Source organism: Sphingobacterium sp. DR205, from assembly GCF_011064245.1.
In the GTDB taxonomy this organism is placed as follows: domain Bacteria; phylum Bacteroidota; class Bacteroidia; order Sphingobacteriales; family Sphingobacteriaceae; genus Sphingobacterium; species Sphingobacterium athyrii.
The window spans coordinates 5,462,221-5,482,809 of sequence record NZ_CP049333.1 but is presented as its reverse complement, the minus strand read 5'-3'; the positions used below and the strand labels follow the sequence as shown (position 1 = coordinate 5,482,809).

Here is a 20,589-nt window from a genome sequence, read left to right as displayed (position 1 = left end):
ATTCGAATGATTGTAAAATTTAGCAATGTATACAGTAATAATTTTTTTTGCTAAACACATCGGTACATGATCGTATAATAAACAATTAACCCGCTTATATATGAAGATTTTAATTCTTTTTATTGCATTGCTTTCATTTCAGTGCTCCTTTGCTCAATCCTATGAACAGTTGATGGATCTGGCAGCAGCACAGATAAAATCACAAAAATATAGCGATGCGCTTTCAACTTTTAAAAAAGCATTTCATCAACAAGGTGACAGAGGTAAGTATGATTATGCCAATGCTTTGGTTGTAGCACTTCAGTGCGGTAAAAACGATCTTGCTATGGAATGGTTAGAGGATGGAGTTAAATTGGGGCTAGGTGACAATGAAGAGGAGCTGTCTTATTTTAAAAACGATTCCATTTTTAAATCAATATTATATGATAATTCCTACAAAAAAATTCTTGAGCGCATGGAATTACACATAAAGGAAAAATATAAGCGGGACAGAATTTGGCAAAATGAAGTTGTCGCCAATGCAATTTCAGAAAAACAGACATCCCACAAAAATGCAAAAGCAGGCTTTGCCTTATATCATGTTAATCAGGAAGGGCTGGAAATTCCATATCTTGTATTTGTTCCCCGAGGCTATCATAGTGATACAGCCACAAGAGCCTTGTTTTTTTTTCACGGCGGGGTCGACACAAATACAGCAGCTTTTACTGTGGATCCTCAGACCCGGTTTGAACCTATTTTTAACATTGGCGATAGTACAAATTCGGTTGTGATCTATCCCTTTCAAAAAGGAAATCCGGGGTGGAAGAACTACAAGTATATGTCCGCGCTTATTTCGACGATATTAGCTGAGGTTAAGCTACGCTATTGTATTGATACCAATAGGATTTATTTGGGTGGATTATCTATGGGAGGTAATGTGTCTTATCAGTTTGCGCAAGAACAGCAAACAGATTTCCGTGCATTTTATACCATTTCGGCAAAACCGAAGATTGCGGAAGTTTTTCATTCCATCTACTCCCTGCATGCGAAAGATGATAGTCTCTATCGCTATGATGACCTGTTGAAAGTTCGCCGGAATGTAAAGAAACAACAGAAAAAATGGGTACTGAAATCAGTAGCGAAAGGCGGTCACGGATTTATGTATCTACCCATGGGAGGAAAATTGGCTTTGGATTTTTTTAGAATGATGTTTAATAAAGAGGAAGAATAATATTTTTTTATTTTGTCATCCAATACGTTTTATTCCGCTATCAATGTTCCCCCTTGCGTTAAAATTTTTTGCTTGTTTTTTTTGACAACAAGCGTAATATCCGATGCATCTTTTTCCGCTATAATATTTCGATAGATAGCATAGGTATAAATCCCGTTGGTAAAAGTGATGACATGATTACCGCCGCTTCCTTCAAAATCCAGTTTGCCGTTACTCAGGATAATGTCAGGTGGCATGTTTTCTTTTCTTCCGATCTTCCACGAAGCATACCTGTATTTTCCGTTGGCTAATTCATCTATTCTGATCAGGTATTTTTCGGACCTTATTGTATAAACTGGGTTTTTGAATTGTTTTAAAGAATTGTGTATGTGTTCTTTTTGTTTTTGAATCAGTGTTTGTCTTAATTTTTTTTCGAATGGACTCTGATAGTTTACTGCTGTTATTTTTCCTGCTTCGCTATCTATCCATAGTGTGCCATTGTCGAGCATGATTCCCCGCCAGCCAACTTCTGTCCATTGTTCTGGTTTTGAATGTGCAATCAGATCCACAAGTGTCTGATCAAAAACCTCATGAAACCTTTGCTTGAATTCCTTCGGATTTTTTATCGCTGGAATGGGGTTTTCCCGCTTCAAGGGATAGTTTATGACCGTTGAAATCTCATCTATGTTTTTTTGTTTGAACAGTGAGATAATATGGCTGATGTTGGCTTTTTTTGACGCATCTGAATCCTGTGCGTGACCAAAGCTATAAACAAATAGCGCTACAATTAAAAAGCTAAATTTCATCTCTTCCTTTGTTATCTGGTATGTAAATGCCTATGAAATTAATAAATTAGATCAGTAATGATCAGTTGAGATTTCCTGTTCGGTTTTATTTATTCCGTAAATAATATTGTCTAAAACGTCCGGATCAATTTTATCAGCGACCAATTTAAAACCCAGGCGTTCCAGCAGCTTTTTGGAAGCTATGTTTTCGCGATGTGTATACGCTTCAATTGCCTCAATTCCCATTTCATGAAAAGCATATTTTAATAGGGCCTTTACAGCTTCACTCATTAATCCTTTACCTTGGAATTGCGGAAGCAATTCGTAGCCAAGTTCTGCATATTTTTTGCTCCAGTCAATATTCCATAAGGTTATAGTTCCCACAAATTCATTTTTATCTATTGTTTTAATTGTGAAATAGAATTTATTTTTTCTGACCATTTCAATAAACTGTCTTGTCTCTTCAAGACTTTTATTGAGATCTCTTCCGATGTATTTAGCAACCTGGGGATTGGTCCTGAGATTGTGCATATTTTGCAAGTCGGACAGTTCGACAGTTTTTAATAGCAATTTCTCTGTTGAGATAGTAGTTTCCATATTCAGCAATAGTTTTATATCTTGTTCAAACAAAAAAGTGTCAATCTGAATGTATGTTAGGATAGTTGATTTAATTGTTATTATATAGATGAAGTTAGTTAATTGGGCTTAATGTTTCTTCTATTTTGTGTTGTTTTTATTTTCAGTAGTCATTTTTGTTCGATACCTTGACAGTTCTTCGCTTTCTGTTTTGTAATTTTCTCCCAAAATAAGCAAAACCGTTTTAGTTTTTTTATATTTGTTTTACTCAATCCTATGGATGTATCAATAGTTCTGCTCGAGCCATGCTAGGGTCTCAATTTTTTGGAAATGCCGGCACGATCCTTTTACTTATTCTAATAGAGATCTATGGTACACGAAATAGGAGAGGGGATAACCAAATACAATAAAGCTTTAGCATTTTACTTTTCAACGAAAGGGATAGTTCTTGCTATTTTGACGACAATATATGAGAAAAGAGCAAGATTTGGTAATCCGTTATTTATATTTTCACTTGAGTGACTATGTATAAACCGAAATATGATCATATGGAAGAAAAAGAGATGCTGTCTGACTTGCGTTTGGGCAGCCAAACTGCCTTTCGTCAGATTTACAGTTTGTACAGTGGTCGTATTTACCTCAATATTCGTAAAATGGTCAAATCCGAACAGGATGCTGCAGAACTTTTACAGGAAGTATTTATAAAAGTATGGGATAAGCGCGAGCTGATTGATATCGAACAGTCTTTTCGGTCTTATTTATTCCAGATTGCAAAATACACGGTATATAACTTTATCCGCAAAAATAATCTGGAGAAACAGATACAAGCCTATCTTAGTCTCCATAATACACAGCTCTATACCCATGTAGAGGAACAATTAAACGAAAAACAGGACGAACAATGGTTGTCGCAAACGATCGAACAGCTTCCGCCTCAACGCAGGCTGATCTATAGACTTTGTAAGATCGAAGGGAAAAGCTACGCCGAGGTGAGTACCTTGTTAAGGATATCTACTTCAACAATCAACGATCATATCGTAAAAGCTACAAAATATATCAAAGAAAGGCATGGTGTTTTGGATAAGTCAACGCTATTGATAGCTTCTTTTATACTCCTCCAGCAGCATCAATAGCTACCGTTTTCTTTAGGCTGAAAAAAAGTAAAATAAAATTACGATCGGAGCAGATGATGTCTGCTTTTGAAGTGTATTAGCTAAAAAGAAGATAACCAATTGTGGAAAAAAAATTACTTCAATATACTTTGAGGCAGTATATACGAGGGGAGCTTAGTGAGGAAAATTCCCGTGCTTTTCTTTCCTATATAAAATCTGGTGAAGATCGGATACTGCTGCAGGAACTGATACAGGATGTTTTGGACGACCCGGTCGATCAGGGATTGCTTCACGACCCTGAACTATTGGCGATATTGAACAACACCTGGGAGCAATTGCACCGTCAGATAAATAAACCCAAAACGAAACCAATGTGGTCTCGAAAAACTATCGGTGCCGTTGCCGCCACAGTCATTGGGATCTTGTTTGTTGGCTGGTGGACTTTTAGTGGGGTACAGCATAAAGTGCCGCGGCAGTCTACAGCAGAAGTCATATCGCCCGGAAAACAATCGGCTACCTTGACCCTGGCCAATGGCAAACAGATTCATTTGCAGGAAACGATGGATGGACAGATTGCGGATGAAATGGGTATAAAGATCTCTAAAAGTAATGATGGACAGTTGATCTACGAAGTCGGGAAAGATATAGACGATGATACCGGCTACCATATATTATCAACAACCAAAGGTGAAACTTATCGTATTAAGCTACCTGATGGTACGCAGGTGTGGCTCAATGCTGCTTCCGCCCTTAAATATCCAATACGCTTTGCTCTGAAGGGAAAAAGAGAAGTGGAATTAACTGGCGAAGCCTATTTCGAAGTAGCGAAGGATACCAGACATCCCTTTGTTGTACACACTGCGGGTCAACAGATAGAAGTGCTGGGTACCCACTTTAATGTGAACAGTTATTCTGACGAACCGGCACTGCGGACCACACTGTTGGAAGGTCGGGTCGAAGTCTCTTCCCATCATCAAAAACTACGTTTGCTACCAGGACAACAGTCAAGTCTCAGCTCCAATGGAGTACTAAAATTACAACAAGTGGATACCGCGCCAATCGTTGCCTGGATAAATCATGAATTTATGTTTGACGATGATGGTATCGAAAGTGTCATGCGTAAGATAGCGCGTTGGTATAAAGTCGACGTGATCTTTCAGGGGAAAAAAACAACAGAGAAGTTCGGTGGCGGCATTTCTCGTTTTGATGATGTCAGGCAAGTCTTAAATCTGCTGGAAAAAACGGGAGCAGTCCATTTTCGGATCGAGGGGAAAACCCTCTATGTTCTTCCATAAGTATTCGTTAAATATTCGATTATAACTCATACCCTAAAAATAATATGATGAAAAAACATAGACAAAACGAATAGCGATCCCTGTGGGATACAAGAAAGCAACCAAGATCCCGGGGGACTCGGTTGCTGTTTGGGACAATTAATTTTTAACTATCCAATCTGCAGTATGTTTATGTTTTGGACGACTCGAACATACTGCGAATCAAACCTTGCAAATGTATCAAAATTATATCAGAAAAAAGGAGATAGCTTATCTGCTATTCCGTAAACTATGGCTTATTATGCGATTGACGACCATAATTATCTTGGTTACTTTTATGCAGGTTAGTGCTTCAACCTTTGCACAGAAGGTAACATTGGAATATTCCAATATGAGCCTTAAAAAAATCTTTAAGGAATTAAAGTCACAGACAGGATACAATTTCCTTTATACAGAACGGCAAATGTCAGTAGCCCAACCCGTCAATATAAAAGTAAAGGAACGGATGTTATCGGACGTACTGGTTCAGATCTTTAAAGACCAGCCCCTGTCGTATCAATTGGACAATAAGACAGTTGTCATCCGTGACCGGCCACAAGCAACGACGATACCGTCATCGGCACCCTCCGCGGCAGGATCAAATCAGGAAACGATCAAAGGACGGGTAACCAATGAACGCGGTGAAGCACTTGCCAACGTTTCTGTACGCGTCAAAGGGAATGAATCTGCCGGAACCTCTACCGCTACCGATGGTAGCTTTACGATCCGTAATCTTTCTCCGAAAGCGACCTTGATTTTCTCTTCTGTCGGATATGATCAATTGAGTATGGATCTCGCTTCCATGCGTGCAGAAGATCTGGCGCAGTTGCAGGTCGTAATGAAAAGTAGCAATAGCCAACTGGAAGAAGTTATTGTGATCGGATATGGTACCACCACCCGGCAACGATTGGTTGGTGCTGTCGATCAGATCGGTGCTAAGACCTTTCAAGACAGACCGGTTGGCAACGTGACACAGGCCCTACAGGGAGCTTCGCCAAGTTTGACCATTCAGCAGAAAAGCATGGATCCAAACGATAATGCAATGAACATCAATATTCGCGGGATATCAACGGTAAATAGCAATGCGCCTCTCGTGGTGATTGATGGAATCATTACCGAAGGTGGAACGTTGAACAAGATCAATCCAGACGATATCGAGACGGTATCGGTACTCAAGGATGCGGGATCTACAGCTATCTATGGTTCACGTTCGGCCAACGGTGTCATCTTGGTAACGACAAAAAGGGGACGGCAAAATCAGAAACCTAGCGTTAACATCGGAACACAATGGGGGGTACAACAGCCCAAGATCTTGTTTTCTCCCGTTAAAGGCTATGAAAATGCGACGCTACGCAACCTTGCGCTCACCAATTCAGGAATGGATCCTCAGTTTTCACCCGAAGCGATCGCGGATCTGTACGCACATCAGGATATTGAACAATGGAATTTACCTGAGATCATGAAAAATTCCTTCCAGCAAAAATATAATATCAGTGTCTCCGGTGGTGGTGAAAAGAGTTCATATCTATTTTCGGGGGGCTTTTATAATCAACCAAGCAACTTTGTGGGACAGGATTTCGGGATAAAACGCTACAATCTGCGGACTAACCTCAGTACGGAGATCGGTCGTTTTAAACTGACCTCGATTTTAGCTTATACACGTAATAATAATTTAGGAAATACAGCCGGAAGTGCCATTATAAATGCTTCCCGTCTACCTTCGTATTATTACTATCGGATGCGGGCCGATAATGGCAAATACCTGGTCAACAATGCCCTGACGGATCAGAATCCGTTGGCTGAACTTAACGAAGGTGGTTATGTCAAAAATGACAATGATTATTTTAACATCAACTTGAATCTGGAAGCGAAACTGCTCGATGGTTTAAAATTGCGTGGTATCTTTGGTGCCGATATTTACGCCGACCATCGTTTTATTCGACGTATTCAGGTACCCCTCTATTCTGACCCAAATGCACTGCAGCCACAGGTCTATGTCAATTCGGATCGCAATACCGAGGACTTCAATGAAAAAGCTTCCCTGTTGAATTTCCAGTTGTTGCTCGATTATGACAAAAACTTTGGGAGCCATCACGTCTCGGGTTTGATCGGCGCATCCAATGAGTCCTATACACGTAGGCAAAACGAACTTAAAATGAAATTTACCGATCCTGTGCTGGGTACACCGACCACCGGAACGGTTATCGATCCTGCAACTGCGCGAGTTACACCCAATGGTACTTTACAAAATAGCATCAATTCAATCTTCGGCCGTGCCGGATATGATTTTGAAAGTAAGTATTTTGCAGAATTCAGTTTCCGTTACGATGGCTCTTCCAAGTTCTCGAAAGCAAACCGCTGGGGCTTCTTCCCTTCTGGATCATTAGGCTGGCGCGCCTCAGATGAGCAATTTATGAACTGGTACAAGGATCATGTCGGAAGTCTGAAGATCAGGTCAACCTATGGTGTACTGGGAAATCAGGCCGTGGATGATTATTCCTATTACTTCACTTATGAATCCTACCCGAACAGTTATGGATTTAATAATAAACCCGTCGCCGCTGCTGGGTTTAATTATGCCAGCCTGGATTTGCGCTGGGAGAAAACCTATAATTTTAATATTGGGCTTGATGCGACTTTCTTTCAGGATAAGCTGACCGCCAGTTTTGATTACTTTAAAAAACGGACAGTCGATATTCTGATGGCACCACAGATCCCCTCTACCTTTGGGACTTCATTAAAAAACCAGAATCTGGGCGAAATGAACAATGAAGGCTGGGAGATCAACCTGACTTATCACGCAACCACAGGAGCGTTTCAACATCAGATCAATGCCAATATGGGGGACAGTCATAACAAGATCGTTTCGATGCCCGGAGATGACCGGATCTCAACCGTGGATAATATTACCAAACTGACACGTGTCGGTCTTCCCTATAATTCCTATTACGGTTACAAAATGGCCGGACTTTTTCAGAATATCTCCGACATAGAAACCTCGGCTCTGCCAAGTGGCATCACTGCAGCTGATTTGCGCCCCGGAGATGTCAAATATGTCGACCGAAATAACGACGGCATCATCGATGCGCGGGACCGATTTGTCCTGGGCAATGGTTTTCCCCGCTTTACATTTGGGCTGACCTACAATCTTAGCTACAAAGATTTTGACTTTAGCATGTTCTGGCAAGGGGTGGGCAAGCGTGATATGATGATCCGTGGTGAACTGATTGAACCGTTTCATCAGAATTATTCGTATGCCATTTATCAGCATCAACTCGATTACTGGACACCGACAAATATCGATGGACAGTGGCCTCGGCTTACCGCAAATGGGTCTACAGCATCGACCAACAACTTTGGGAAAGATTCCGATCTCTACCTTTTCAACGGAAAGTATGCACGGCTGAAAAACCTGCAGATAGGATATAGTCTTCCAAAAGGAGTTGTTTCAAAATTAGGGCTACAGCGCGTACGCTTTTTTGTCAACGCCCAAAATTTGCTGACCTTAAGCAAAAACTCCTGGATAGACCCCGAATCTTCTGAATTTGATTCCAACATGGGCGGGTCTGCCAATAGCGCCCGTAACTATCCAACGTTGAAATATTATGGGGGCGGATTAAATATTCAATTCTAATTTTTGATGTGATGAAACGATATAAATTACTTATAGGAGGCCTAAGTTTGGTGGCTGCTGTGCATTTCACTTCCTGTAATAAGCTGGATACCTTGCCAACAGACCGTTTTACCGATGAAAACTTTTGGGATTACCCTGAAAATGCGGAAAAAATGGTCAATATGGCCTATAATCAACTATTTTCTGCAGACCGTTTATGGAATGATGAAGCCCTCAGTGATAATATTTTTGAGGGTAGGTCTAATACAGATCAACGCGCCATCCGTAATGGCACTGCGGACCCGACATTAGGGCGTTTCGGCTTGGAATGGTCAGATCTCTATGGGGGCATCAAAACCTGCCATGTTTATCTTGAAAATGTAGATCGCGTACCGGGGCTGGATGCAGCACTAAAACAACGACGTATAGCAGAGGTTCGGTTTATTCGCGCTTCGCTCTATTTTAGGCTGGTCAATTTTTACGGTGATGTCCCTTTTTTTACCAAGGATATAACCCTGGAGGAGTCCAAGACGATATCAAGGACACCTAAAGCCACCGTCATGGCCTTTATTCATCAGGAATTGGATGAATGTATGACGGATCTGCCCAGCAAAGATGCGCTACCCGCTGATGATAGAGGCCGGATTACAAAAGGTGCGGCTTCGGCTTTTCAGGCACGGGCCTACCTGTATGAGAGCAACTGGAACAAAGTGCTGGAGTATTGCGAAAATCTGATAAAGAAACAGGCGGAATTTGGAACATATGCCCTTTTCGATAGCTATCCCGACTTGTTTACAGCAGCAAAAGAGTACAATTCGGAGGTTATTCTGGACTATGCCTATGTGCCGCAGCTGAAAACCTGGAATAAACTCTACGATGCCGCGCCGATCTCGGCCCAAGCTCGTCTGAATGGTTATGCACCTTTGCAGAGCCTCGTGGATAATTATATCACCCTAGATGGAAATACAATCGCTACAGATCCCAATTATAGCAGTGACAATCCGTATGTTAATCGGGATCCCAGAATGGCCGCAACGATTGTTTTCCATGGCGGTCAATGGACCGACTTTGATGGAACGGTGCGTAAGATTTTTATCAAACCGGGGTCTGGAGGGACAGATAAAGAGCGTCTTGACGAATACCAGGGAGCAAGTGCCAATGCATCACCCACAGGGTATTATGTCAAGAAATATTATGATCAGACAGCGACCGTAAAATATGATGCCGGGCTCAATATCATTATGTTCAGATATGCTGATATCTTATTGATGTATGCCGAAGCGAAAGAAGCGCTTGGACAGCTCGATGCTGCAATATGGGATATGACGATCAAACCTATCCGCAAACGGGCCGGCTTCGAAGCAGCGAAAGCATTGGATTTTCCGACATCCGGTGACCTGAAAACAATTGTCCGAAATGAACGGCGTAGCGAGCTTGCGCTTGAAGGTTTACGTTACTATGATATCCTGCGTTGGAAAGCTGGTAAAACCTATCTGGATGGTCAGGTATTGGGGGCTAAATATGGCGGCAACAATAGCTATATCAAATTGGATATTCGACGCTTTGATGAGAGCCGGGATTATTTATGGTCAGTTCCAAGGACACAGATTGATCTGAATAAAAATCTATTGCCCAATAATCAAGGTTATTCAAACTAAAATTTAATTGAAACAAACCGTCACCGACGATACAGAAAGAAAAAATGTACGTTTTGAACGATAAAATTAAAGAAAAGACATGAAATGGTATTTTAAAGTTATAGCAATGATCGTATTGGCTGCGGGCATCGTTTCCTGCAAAAAAGATGATATGGAATATTCGGATGCGGATGTATCCGCTGTGGAGAATTTATATGCGCCTGCGGACGGGAAATCAGTCAAATTGTTGAGTTCCAGTTCTGCTGCCTTATATTTTGAATGGGAGTCCGCATTGGTAGCTGACGGGGGAGCGGCCCAATATGAAGTCGTTTTTGATAAAGTGGATGGCGATTTCAGCAAACCCTTATATACCGTTACCTCGGACAATAACGGGAACTCAAACGGAGCAAACATCAGTCATAAAATATTGAATCAGGTTGCTGCCAAAGCGGGAATCGAGCCAGGTACGAGTGGCGATGTCAGCTGGTCCGTCTATTCAATCCGAGGGATGAAACGGGTGCTGGGTAAAGTGAAAAAAGTGTTGAACATAAAAAGCCTGGAAGGATTTGCAGATATTCCGGATGAACTGTTTATTACCGGAGAAGGAACAGAGGGTGGCGAAGCAATTACGCAGGCGTTACCTTTTAAGCTCGTCGGCAACGGTGAGTATGAAATCTTTACCAAATTGGAAGCAGGTAAGAAGTATACGTTTACGGACCGAAAATCAGCAGATGGCCGGATTTTCTATTCCGAAGATCAAACAAAATTAAAGGAAAGCGAAGTAGGGAGTAATACTGTGACCAAAACAGCAGTATACCGCATTCGGATTGATTTTAATGTTGCGACAATTACCTATGCGGAAATCAAAAGTATGGGTGTTTATTTCTCACCTTCAGGAGCAGTTGTACTTGACCTACCCTATCAGGGTAAGGGGATCTGGTCAGCGACCGGCATTATCAATTTTAAGCAGGAAAGTTGGGGGCGCGACCAGCGCTATAAGTTCCAGATGGAAACCGTCAAGGCAGGGAAAGCAGAGGCAGTACAACTAGGCCCCACAGAACCTGGACTTGATGTTGCGCCGAGCGGATCCGATCCAAGCTATTTCTTCGTTCGTATTCTGCCCAACCTCTCGCAATGGGATGATAAATGGAAATTTGTCAATGCGGTCGATGGACATCCAACAAAAATCTCGATGATCCTACAGGGTGACAAAGATTATACACATACGGTAGTTCCAAATTAGGGAGGAGGGATAATGAAGAAAATAATAATGTTGTCATCTATGCTGTTGTTACTGTTTGGATGTACAAAAGTCGAGGATACATACCCATACGACGATACGATTCAGGAATCTTGGACTGATATTGCTACGCAGGTGTCCGATAAAATGATTAGTGGGTTCTGGAATGAAGCGGGGTATTTTAACAATGCCATCAACCAGTCCGATCTGGGATTTCAATATTGGCCCAATGCTCACGCCATGGATGTCGTTATCGATGCCTATTTACGAACCAAGGATGCGAAGTATAGTGCCTATTTTAGCAAGTGGTTTGTGGGTGTTAAAGTCAAAAACGGTAATAACTATTACAATGTATTCTACGATGATATGGAATGGAATGCCTTGACCATGTTGCGGTTATATGAAGTTACCAAAGAACAGAAATATCGGGATGCAGTACTGCTTCTATGGGCAGATATCATCAAGGGCTGGAATGAACAATTTGCTGGTGGAGGATTAGCATGGCGGAAAGATATGTTATATAGTAAAAATGCCTGTTCCAACGGACCGGCTAGTATTCTTGCCGCTAGACTTTACAATCTAACGAAAGATGAAAGTTATCTGACATGGGCCAAAAAGATCTATGAATGGCAGAAGGCAACACTTTACAATCCATCTTCAGGGGCTGTATATGATAATATCAATGGTGAGACCGATGCTGTCGATCAGACAACACTGACTTATAATCAAGGAACTTTTCTGGGGACCGCCGTTGAACTTTTTAAGATTACCAAAGATCAGATCTACTTAGTCGATGCACAAAAAATTAGTTATTATACCATTACCCGCTGTACCGATATTGGAAATAATATTCTACGTGATGAAGGCAGTGGTGATGGCGCATTGTTTAAGGGGATTTTTATCCGGTATTTTGTGGATTATTTGGATCTTGAAGGGATCAACGCAGATTACCGTGCTAAATTTGAAAAGTTTTTGGTCAACAATGGGAAAATAGCCTGGACCAAGGGGACCAGTCTGCCGACTTTATTTTTTGGTTCTTCCTGGTCTCAGCCGCCAGTTGGAAACAGTGAAATTACAGCCTATACAAGTGCTGCAATGCTGTTTGAGGGCCTGGCACGCTATCAAACGAAATTAAAATAATAGATTGTATACGATAGCCATTAGGTTGCCCGTCAGCTCCTGATGGCTACATTAAAATAATAAATGCTGATGAAACAAATAAACCGGATAACGACAACAGTACTCTTGACAGGCCTGTGCTATATGATGGGACAGGCACAGGTGAAGAAAGGTCAATTTTCTGATCACGCCCAGAAGACCCTGGATGTGATCTATGATAAATATGGGAATACACAAAATAAATTATTGACTGAAAAGTACCCCTTTGACGAGAATTTTAAAGCAGACTACCTGAATAATAACACGCAGGCAGAACAGCAAAAGAAATATGCCTATCTCTGGCCTTTCTCGGGTAGTTTTTCGGCGGTCAATGCGCTGATGGAACAGTCAAAAGATAAAGCAGCCTACCAGAAAATATTGGACCAGAAGGTACTCGTAGGGCTCCATGAATATCGGGACGAAAAGCGTAAACCAGTGGGGTATGCCTCCTATATTAATTCAGCACCGGCATCGGATCGTTTTTACGATGATAACATCTGGTTGGGCATTGATTTTACAGATAGTTACATACAAACCAAAAAGACAGATTATCTTAAACATGCAAAGGAGATCTGGACCTTTGTAAAAAGTGGTGAAGATGACAGGCTTGGTGGCGGTATTTACTGGTGTGAACAGAAGAAAGAATCCAAAAATAGCTGTTCGAATGCTCCTGCAGCGGTATTTGCCCTAAAACTGTTTGAAGCGACCAAACAGAAAGATTATTTACGTGAAGGCCAACGTCTGTATGAATGGACAAAAGCAGGGTTGCAGGACCCAAATGATAAGCTTTATTGGGACAATATGCATCTTGATGGTAAAGTTGAAAAGGCCAAGTATTCTTATAATTCAGGTCAGATGCTGCAGGCTGCAGCATTGCTCTATCAGTTGACCAAAGAAAAGAAATACCTGGACGATGCGCAGCAGCTTGCTGAAGCTTGCCTGGGCTATTTTTTTGAAACAAGAGCGGGAAAAGATTTTCCGGTCTTAAAAAACAGTAATTTATGGTTCCACGCTGTGATGATGCGCGGCTATATCAGCCTGTTCGAGCAGGACGGAAATCGAAAATATATCGATATTTTTGCTCAGAATCTTGATCTCGCATGGCTTCGGATGCGGGATCAAGATGGACTTTTTGATACGGACTGGACTCTGGAGAATCCTAAAAAATCAAAATGGCTGTTAGATCAATGTGCTTTCGTGGAGATGTACGGGCGATTGGCGAAATTCGGGTATTAGAGAATCCCTAACAAGCTTCTAAGGAATGAAATGAGAACTCGGTACAACACCGAGTTCTTCGTTTCTGTCCTTACGCTTCTTTACGATTGTTGATCCATATTATTTTTTGGCTATCGCACGCTCAGGATTTTATTTCAGTCTTATAGATAGGGAGGCTGTAGCAAGGGAAAGTATTCGTACATTATTTCTTACTAAAATTGAAACGTCGTGAAATGCTAAATCCCCAGCGGAATTGACCTTTACCCCAAGAGCTATTTGTTTCGCTGATAAATTGCGATTCTTGAATCGCAGTAGCATTTGTAAAATTGAGATGGAATATATGTCCTCCGGTGTCCATTTCTAGACCAACACCCAATGCATTATAATAGCGCTGGCCACTCACTTCCTCGCGATATTTTTTATTTGATGACTTGCGGAAAGGAAATATATAGTCTGCAACAAGTGCTATCCGATTACTGATTTTGGCTCGACCACCAATCCCAAGTGCAAAGAGATCATTTTGGTCATTGTAGGCAGTATAATTCCGATGAAGATAAGAAGGGACAACAGTCAGTGATAAATTCGAACTGAATTTTCGCGCAATGATCAGCTGTGTTACGTAGCTTAGCCGGTCACTGAACCCGGTGAAACTTGCTGCCGACTGCTTATCCTCGGATGCTCCCATGGCTGATACCGTCATACTTCCAAAAAATGCAATGGACACCGGTATCCTGTTGTCGACTGTCTGTTCGATAAACCGGTACTTGATATTTCCTTCATAGAGCTGTCTGACTTCCGTAGCTCCTTTTGCTCTGGCGATCGCTATGTTCAGGTTATCGAGTAGGCCATAGTCGAAGCCGATTCTTATATCGGTTGAATTGTCTAGCCCAAAAAAATTCTTTGCGCCACCGGCGCTACCGGCGATATCACCAAAACGATGATCGACCCTAAAGTCCATTTCATGACGATGAATAGTTTCGGTTGTCTTAAGATTGATCAGGTTGCCCGATTTAAAGGTTGCCGTAACTTTTTCATTTTTTGGACCTTCTATAGCAATTAATTTTTCAAGATCTTCCTGAGCAGATGTCGTTACCCAAACAAAACACAGGATTATAAATAGTATATTTCTCATTTGCAACAAATTCGTGTCGTTATTGTTTGTATAGCGCATCTACACTGATTTTCACTACTTCTGCAATTTTTTTTCCTACGATGGAGGGAATCGTGATTCTGTGATCGGCCAGCCTGATCTGAAAGCTTGTATTGGCCTTTATTATTCCGCTCTTTACATTGAATATCGCCGCGGTTGTGTAAATTTTAGTCACCCCGTGAACCTGCAAATTGCCCTTTACGTTAAGGGTGTAATTACCCTCATGGATTAATTTTTCGACCCCCTCGATTTTTCCTTTAAATTCTGCTAAGGGATATTTGTCACTTTCCATGTAATTTTCGTTAAAATGCTCCTGCATAAGCTTTTTGTCGAATTGGAAAGAGGTATTTTTTACCCGAAAGATAATATCTCCGGTTTTGATGTTCATGGCAGATGCCGCTAGCGTGCTCTTCGCTTCGATGTCTTCCAAAGGAGCATTGCTATAAAAAGTGATACTTGTTTCTTTTGAAACTAGGGACGATGTTTTTTGTGCGAATGCCGCGATACCACCAAATATCATAAAGAAGAATATGCTATAAATGTTGATCTTATTCATAAGTAGAATATTAATTTTCAGGTGTATTTCGTTTAATCCAGGCGTCCAGTAGCTCGATCTCCTTGACTGTAAGTGAACCGCCTATAGGCATGGATTTGGTGATCAATACAGCATTGTTGATTCTTGTACTATTGTCTTTGACCGATGAATATCCGCTAAATGTCCACTTTGCGCTGGCGCCGCGCCCTGCTGCATGACAGGAGCTGCATTTTGTTTCAAAGAGCGCTTTTGCAAAATTGATGTACGACACATTTGCAGCCGTCACGGTTTCCTCTTCATCATCGGGACTGAGTTCTTGTGCCTGCTTCTTGGTACACGCTGTCAATGCAATGGCAACTATAGTCATTGACAACACAACGATAGGACGACTCGTCCGACCGTAGGTATTTGGAGTTTTTAGTTTTTTTAACATAGGTTCAATTCGATTAGGAGTGGATTAACTTGTTGGAGCGATTGCCGTATTATCGTTCAGGATAGGCCATATACCAACACGAGGAAAACTGATTCCTTTATTATCTCCCAGCTGCTGATCCTGTCCAAAATAGTATAATGGCCAACCTTTGTATGTCAATTGTTTCTTCCCAAAAACGGTTATGACGGCGATATCTGCCGTTCGTACTAACGAAGGCAATGAACCGGTTTCTTTTTGATAGATTGGCCAGATGGCGTCATTGCTGAAATCTGCCTCCGTATAATTGTTCTTGTTGAACTTGTCCGGTTTAAAAGCATATAGCGTTCTTCCTTTATCGTCAGTCAGATAGATTGTTTTACCCGTTCCCTCGCTGTAATCACTCAAATAATTTTTACCGTCATGGCCGACGAGCTGTGCATTGGCTATCATAAGTAAATAATCAGGTTTTGCGACATACCAGATTTTATTTACGGCATCACCTTTTGCCTGACCAGATTGACCGTCGCCAGCATAGTAATATAAGGGCCAGCCTTTGTAGGTACTCTGTTTGGAACCATCTTCGCGGGTGATTTCACCAAGTAGACTTTTATCGATTTTGACATCTGTGCTTGTTTCACTGCTATAATAAATAGGCCAGGTTGCCAGGCAGTTGCCGCTGCATGTCGAATTTCCTTTTGTGTCATTGGAAAAGAAATAAAGTGCTTTTCCGTTTTCATCCGTTAGGATACTGCCGAATTGGCTGTTAACGGTTATCTGTATGCCTTTGTTTTTGTTCTCAACATCTGGGCTGTCACCGTCGCTTTTTGAGCAAGCCGAAAACAGGCTCACTGTTGCTATGGCTATAATGGCTGCTGCAACATGTTTTTTGTTTGATTTCATAATTGTGTGTTTTAAAATATTGTCTTGATACTACGAGGACTGAAAAGGAAAAGTTGCCTTGAAGTGGCAACAAAAAAAAATATTTTTTACAGGCAACCTTTTGGATTATTCCTTCGTATTAGTCTTAATACTATATTTATCAAAAGAAAGAAAGTAATATCGAGTGGCGATAACAGAAGTTGACGAAAAATCTATCCATATTATTAAAGGATGTATCGATGGGGACCGTAGGGCTCAAAAAGATCTTTATACCTTGTATTATGCTATGGCCTTGGGAATATGTCTACGTTACTCGAATAATAGAGAGGATGCCATAGGTATATTAAATGAAGGTTTTTTCAAAGTATTTAAAAATATCGGCAAATACGATTATCAGAAACCTTTTTCTGTGTGGATAAAAAAAATCATGACAAACACAGCTATTGATTTTTATCGGGCCAAGATAAGACAGGGAATACATGTGGATGTAGCGATGTATGAACAGACGATCGTCTATGATGACACAATCAGCCAAAAATTAAACTATGAAGATCTATTGGCAATGGTGCATCAGCTTCCGCCAGCATACAGGGCAGTTTTCAACCTCTATGCCATCGATGGTTACGGACATGAAGAGATCAGTGGCATGTTGGGGATTGCTATAGGGACATCAAAATCCAACCTGCATAAAGCCCGCGGCCGGCTTGCTGAAATGGTCAAAATTCAACGCGCAATATGTGGTAAAACTGAGGAGAAAACATGATGGAAAAGGATAAGAATAAGATTGATGAGATTTTTAAGGAGGGCCTCAGTGATGCGAAATTTGAATTTAATGAATCACATTGGCAAGACGTAGAATCTCGGTTAAACAGGGCGAACCAATCAAAGAATAAAAAGATTGCCCTATTTGCAACACTGGTAACTACCAGTGCAGCGATTTTAGCATTGTTTTTTACATGGAATAACGATGGACTACAATTGAATAAATCATCGGATAAAATAAATGAGCCCGCTAGTGCACATAAGAAGGAGACTGCGGAGAAGGAAATTCTTGCCCCTTCGGACGCTCCTTTTGTTGCACCCCAGCAAGAGGAGCAATGGATTTCGCTGCAGCCGAGAGAAGCGAGCGTGTCCAGGCTTCAAACAATAGCTGAAGGCACACAGGGGCTGCGTGTCCAAGTTGTTGAGTTTGCTGATGTAAGGCATACACTGACACGAGAAACTAGTCTAAATACAGTTTTTTCAATTCCAAAAATGGAATACAAAGTTAAAGCATTGCCTAGCTATAGGTTAAAAGCTGATCCTGTCGAAGCTACTGGCGATCGTTTGGCGGCGATTTATCAACCCAAAGGTGGCGAAGAAATAGTTCCCTTACAAAAAGAGCGGTCGGTTGTTAGCTTTTTGGCCGGCCCCGATTTAACGAGTGTCAAGGGGGCGGGTAAATCTTCAATTAGTGAAAATATCGGTTTAGCCTATTCCTACCCAGTGACCAAAGGGCTAAGTGTTTCTGTGGGAGCCACCTATGCGAAAAAGAACTATAAGTCAGCGTATAAATTTTATGCACCCTCAAACCCGCCTGAGCTGACGCAATTACCGAGCAATGTCACTGCCGTCTGTGATGTTATTGATGTGCCACTAACAGCAAGTTATACGGTGCTGAAAAGTAAAAAGGTTAAATTTAATGTCAGCGCCGGGCTTTCAAGTTATTTTATGCTGAAGGAAAAATACACGTTTGATTACGAAGGAGGAGGGAGTTATGGCGGAGATAAGAAAAGTGCCGTCTATGAAGTTAATGGTGAGAATCAGCATATTTTTGGCGTTGCTGATTTTTCAATATCCATTGAAAAGAAAATCAATGACAAGATCAACGTCGGTGTGAAACCTTTTGTTAAATTACCATTGACAGGGATTGGTTATGGTAATGTAGACCTAGAGTCAAAAGGGGTAGCCTTTACGTTGGGAGTGAGTCTGTAATCTTAGCATTCGTTACCAAATGCTGGCATTCAGTGTTTTTTTTGATCTGACTCTGACAATATCATATTTCATTACCATTGTCATTGATTTTTAGCAAAGCGCATTTTATTATAATATTTTCATATCGCGTCTATTAGTAGATTTTTTACATCAATATTTATCTTATATTTGGGTACTAAGCTTTTAAGCAAATCAAATATTGCCTTTATGATGAACTACCTTTTTACGATCCTTTCCTTTCTTTATTTGAATGTATTGCAAGCCCAAGAGTCAAATAAGACGCAACTTTATATTATTGGAACCGTACATGATTCGTCTGCTATTTTGAACCCGGAAATGTTATTCGAAATATTAGATAACATCAGACCTGAAATACTGTTGCAAGAAAACGATAGCGCTCAGATAAAGGATTTCGCTAGGGTAATTAGACCTAATTCTAATGAGCAGACAGCCACGTTAAAATATCTGGAGCAATACCCTAAAACACGTAATCTACCATTTGAATTCGAGGGTAGGAACCAGTATAGAAAAGATAAAGGTATGGTTCCAGCAGACAGGCTTGTTATACAGCTTATAGATAGTTTATATAAAACGGACAAATTAAGCATTGTCAATAAATCGAACTATCAGAAATATAGCGAAGCGAATAGTGCATTGATCAATTTCTCAAAAACTGACATCAAAACATTAAATTCGATAGTCTTCGAAGCGTTAAACAGATACAGGCAGGATCTTCAACATCATGAAATTCCAAAAATTTCCAATTCTGAACCAATTTTTGCTGAAAGGTATATCACCAAGCCCAATGGCCAAAAGATCTCCTATCGTGAAGGTTATCAGCTTTGGTGTAATTTCTGGGACTTAAGAAATAATACAATGGCTATTAATATCATAAAACAGGCTAACATACATCGTGGCAAAAGAATAGTTGTTTTAACTGGCGCACAACATAAATATTATTTGAAAGAATTACTTGCCAAATACAATGACGGCAGCTACCAGGTCATAGAATATTTTAAGTGATAGCCAAATCATAATATTGGCTTCTTATCGTCCAATAAGTCCGGTGTTCGTCACACTTTCCTGTGTTCTTTGTAAGGAACTAAAAATTATATTATTTTTAAGGAGTATCATTTTATAAATCCTAACAGCAACCATATGGAAATGGAGTCACTTTCCGGATACGTTAAAGAAGAACGGTTTATAGATCTGTATAAGGCAAACATCTTTGCCCTTCTCTTATTTATTCCAATTATACTGTTGTATGTTTTACCATTTTATCTTATTTGGGGACGCAATGAAAGCCCGTTTGTTTTTATCAAAAATATGTTAGAGATAACGTCGTTATCTTCTGCGTTGTTAGGTGTGCTCGTAGTAGTGATTGGAGTAGTGGTGCACGAACTAATTCATGGTATAACCTGGTCATGTTATATCAAAAATGGGTTCAGATCGATCAAATTCGGTGTTTTAATGAAAATGTTGACACCTTATTGCCATTGTAAGGAGCCACTTCGTGTCAAACAGTATATCATAGGTGCATTGATGCCATCGATTATACTAGGGATCATTCCCATTATCTATGCATGGTTCAGTGGAAATACCAATATACTCCTATTTGCTATTTTTTTTACGGCTTCCGCTGCCGGTGATTTTATGATCGTTCAACTGATATGGCGCGAAGATATGCGCAGCTTGGTTCTTGACCACCCTTCTGAGGCAGGATGCTTCATCTATAAGAAAAAAGATTATTAATGTTATTAGATTGCGACTGTACTATGTCAATTTTTATGTTGGTCCCTTC

The 20,589-nt window shown here is 40.8% G+C and carries 18 protein-coding genes; 12 read left to right on the top strand and 6 right to left on the bottom strand.

The window, feature by feature from the left end; translation table 11 throughout:
- The first annotated feature begins 100 nt into the window (after nt 1–100).
- Nucleotides 101–1,210 carry a dienelactone hydrolase family protein gene (locus tag G6053_RS23475; RefSeq protein ID WP_165308733.1) on the top strand — a complete coding sequence of 370 codons (1,110 nt, stop codon included), beginning with the start codon at nt 101–103 and terminating at the stop codon, nt 1,208–1,210.
- Nucleotides 1,211–1,239: 29 nt separating this feature from the next.
- Here the strand turns inward: G6053_RS23475 and G6053_RS23470 are convergent, their stop codons facing one another.
- Both G6053_RS23470 and G6053_RS23465 read right to left on the bottom strand, forming a co-directional pair.
- On the bottom strand, nt 1,240–1,995 hold the full coding sequence (locus G6053_RS23470) for a hypothetical protein (RefSeq protein ID WP_206531811.1): 756 nt from the start codon (nt 1,993–1,995) through the stop codon (nt 1,240–1,242).
- 51 nt (nt 1,996–2,046) lie between these two features.
- Complete coding sequence (locus G6053_RS23465) at nt 2,047–2,571, bottom strand: GNAT family N-acetyltransferase (protein ID WP_165308732.1); 525 nt, start codon at nt 2,569–2,571, stop codon at nt 2,047–2,049.
- A 503-nt stretch (nt 2,572–3,074) separates the two neighbouring features.
- Here G6053_RS23465 and G6053_RS23460 point away from each other — a divergent pair.
- The 7 genes from G6053_RS23460 to G6053_RS23430 all read left to right on the top strand — a co-directional run bounded on the left by G6053_RS23460 (nt 3,075) and on the right by G6053_RS23430 (nt 13,859).
- Nucleotides 3,075–3,683, top strand: coding sequence for a sigma-70 family RNA polymerase sigma factor (locus G6053_RS23460; protein WP_108636602.1), 609 nt, complete (start codon nt 3,075–3,077; stop codon nt 3,681–3,683).
- A 101-nt stretch (nt 3,684–3,784) separates the two neighbouring features.
- A complete protein-coding gene (locus tag G6053_RS23455) occupies nt 3,785–4,957 on the top strand; it encodes a FecR domain-containing protein (RefSeq protein ID WP_108636603.1) in 1,173 nt (390 codons plus the stop codon).
- Between the two features lie 214 nt (nt 4,958–5,171).
- Nucleotides 5,172–8,609, top strand: a complete 3,438-nt coding sequence (locus G6053_RS23450) for a TonB-dependent receptor (RefSeq protein WP_241254819.1) — start codon at nt 5,172–5,174, stop codon at nt 8,607–8,609.
- A gap of 11 nt (nt 8,610–8,620) precedes the next feature.
- A complete protein-coding gene (locus G6053_RS23445) occupies nt 8,621–10,246 on the top strand; it encodes a RagB/SusD family nutrient uptake outer membrane protein (protein WP_165308731.1) in 1,626 nt (541 codons plus the stop codon).
- A 79-nt stretch (nt 10,247–10,325) separates the two neighbouring features.
- On the top strand, nt 10,326–11,468 hold the full coding sequence (locus G6053_RS23440; RefSeq protein WP_165308730.1) for a SusE domain-containing protein: 1,143 nt from the start codon (nt 10,326–10,328) through the stop codon (nt 11,466–11,468).
- A gap of 12 nt (nt 11,469–11,480) precedes the next feature.
- On the top strand, nt 11,481–12,605 hold the full coding sequence (locus G6053_RS23435; RefSeq protein WP_165308729.1) for a glycoside hydrolase family 76 protein: 1,125 nt from the start codon (nt 11,481–11,483) through the stop codon (nt 12,603–12,605).
- Nucleotides 12,606–12,674: 69 nt separating this feature from the next.
- Nucleotides 12,675–13,859 carry a glycoside hydrolase family 76 protein gene (locus G6053_RS23430; RefSeq protein WP_165308728.1) on the top strand — a complete coding sequence of 395 codons (1,185 nt, stop codon included), beginning with the start codon at nt 12,675–12,677 and terminating at the stop codon, nt 13,857–13,859.
- A 181-nt stretch (nt 13,860–14,040) separates the two neighbouring features.
- Here the strand turns inward: G6053_RS23430 and G6053_RS23425 are convergent, their stop codons facing one another.
- Genes G6053_RS23425 through G6053_RS23410 form a run of 4 tightly spaced genes read right to left on the bottom strand, consistent with a single transcriptional unit; the run spans nt 14,041 to nt 16,835 of the window.
- The gene (locus G6053_RS23425) at nt 14,041–14,970 is read right to left on the bottom strand and encodes a DUF5777 family beta-barrel protein (protein ID WP_165308727.1); all 930 of its coding nucleotides are present in this window, start codon (nt 14,968–14,970) and stop codon (nt 14,041–14,043) included.
- 19 nt (nt 14,971–14,989) lie between these two features.
- The gene (locus G6053_RS23420) at nt 14,990–15,544 is read right to left on the bottom strand and encodes a YceI family protein (RefSeq protein WP_165308726.1); all 555 of its coding nucleotides are present in this window, start codon (nt 15,542–15,544) and stop codon (nt 14,990–14,992) included.
- Between the two features lie 10 nt (nt 15,545–15,554).
- Complete coding sequence (locus G6053_RS23415) at nt 15,555–15,956, bottom strand: cytochrome c (RefSeq protein WP_165308725.1); 402 nt, start codon at nt 15,954–15,956, stop codon at nt 15,555–15,557.
- Between the two features lie 24 nt (nt 15,957–15,980).
- Nucleotides 15,981–16,835, bottom strand: coding sequence for a hypothetical protein (locus G6053_RS23410; protein WP_165308724.1), 855 nt, complete (start codon nt 16,833–16,835; stop codon nt 15,981–15,983).
- 163 nt (nt 16,836–16,998) lie between these two features.
- Between G6053_RS23410 and G6053_RS23405 the strand changes: the two genes are divergently transcribed.
- From G6053_RS23405 to G6053_RS23390, 4 genes are all read left to right on the top strand, one after another.
- Entirely contained in the window at nt 16,999–17,577 is a 579-nt protein-coding gene (locus tag G6053_RS23405) for a sigma-70 family RNA polymerase sigma factor (RefSeq protein WP_206531810.1), read from the top strand.
- Nucleotides 17,574–18,788, top strand: coding sequence for an outer membrane beta-barrel protein (locus tag G6053_RS23400; RefSeq protein ID WP_165308723.1), 1,215 nt, complete (start codon nt 17,574–17,576; stop codon nt 18,786–18,788). The genes G6053_RS23405 and G6053_RS23400 overlap by 4 nt, the downstream gene beginning before the upstream one ends.
- Before the next feature lie 207 nt (nt 18,789–18,995).
- On the top strand, nt 18,996–19,811 hold the full coding sequence (locus G6053_RS23395; RefSeq protein WP_165308722.1) for a ChaN family lipoprotein: 816 nt from the start codon (nt 18,996–18,998) through the stop codon (nt 19,809–19,811).
- A 303-nt stretch (nt 19,812–20,114) separates the two neighbouring features.
- A complete protein-coding gene (locus tag G6053_RS23390; RefSeq protein ID WP_165308721.1) occupies nt 20,115–20,540 on the top strand; it encodes a DUF3267 domain-containing protein in 426 nt (141 codons plus the stop codon).
- Nucleotides 20,541–20,589 lie beyond the last annotated feature (49 nt).

Bases quoted from the DNA above. Each gene is read 5' to 3' on its own strand.
- G6053_RS23390 (WP_165308721.1), top strand. From the start codon at position 20,115: ATGTTAGAGATAACGTCGTTATCTTCTGCGTTGTTAGGTGTGCTCGTA.
- G6053_RS23420 (WP_165308726.1), bottom strand. From the start codon at position 15,544: ATGAATAAGATCAACATTTATAGCATATTCTTCTTTATGATATTTGGT.
- G6053_RS23445 (WP_165308731.1), top strand. From the start codon at position 8,621: ATGAAACGATATAAATTACTTATAGGAGGCCTAAGTTTGGTGGCTGCT.
- G6053_RS23400 (WP_165308723.1), top strand. From the start codon at position 17,574: ATGATGGAAAAGGATAAGAATAAGATTGATGAGATTTTTAAGGAGGGC.
- G6053_RS23415 (WP_165308725.1), bottom strand. From the start codon at position 15,956: ATGTTAAAAAAACTAAAAACTCCAAATACCTACGGTCGGACGAGTCGT.
- G6053_RS23410 (WP_165308724.1), bottom strand. From the start codon at position 16,835: ATGAAATCAAACAAAAAACATGTTGCAGCAGCCATTATAGCCATAGCA.
- G6053_RS23465 (WP_165308732.1), bottom strand. From the start codon at position 2,571: ATGGAAACTACTATCTCAACAGAGAAATTGCTATTAAAAACTGTCGAA.
- G6053_RS23430 (WP_165308728.1), top strand. From the start codon at position 12,675: ATGAAACAAATAAACCGGATAACGACAACAGTACTCTTGACAGGCCTG.
- G6053_RS23470 (WP_206531811.1), bottom strand. From the start codon at position 1,995: ATGAAATTTAGCTTTTTAATTGTAGCGCTATTTGTTTATAGCTTTGGT.
- G6053_RS23450 (WP_241254819.1), top strand. From the start codon at position 5,172: ATGTATCAAAATTATATCAGAAAAAAGGAGATAGCTTATCTGCTATTC.
- G6053_RS23395 (WP_165308722.1), top strand. From the start codon at position 18,996: ATGATGAACTACCTTTTTACGATCCTTTCCTTTCTTTATTTGAATGTA.
- G6053_RS23475 (WP_165308733.1), top strand. From the start codon at position 101: ATGAAGATTTTAATTCTTTTTATTGCATTGCTTTCATTTCAGTGCTCC.
- G6053_RS23440 (WP_165308730.1), top strand. From the start codon at position 10,326: ATGAAATGGTATTTTAAAGTTATAGCAATGATCGTATTGGCTGCGGGC.
- G6053_RS23435 (WP_165308729.1), top strand. From the start codon at position 11,481: ATGAAGAAAATAATAATGTTGTCATCTATGCTGTTGTTACTGTTTGGA.
- G6053_RS23425 (WP_165308727.1), bottom strand. From the start codon at position 14,970: ATGAGAAATATACTATTTATAATCCTGTGTTTTGTTTGGGTAACGACA.
- G6053_RS23460 (WP_108636602.1), top strand. From the start codon at position 3,075: ATGTATAAACCGAAATATGATCATATGGAAGAAAAAGAGATGCTGTCT.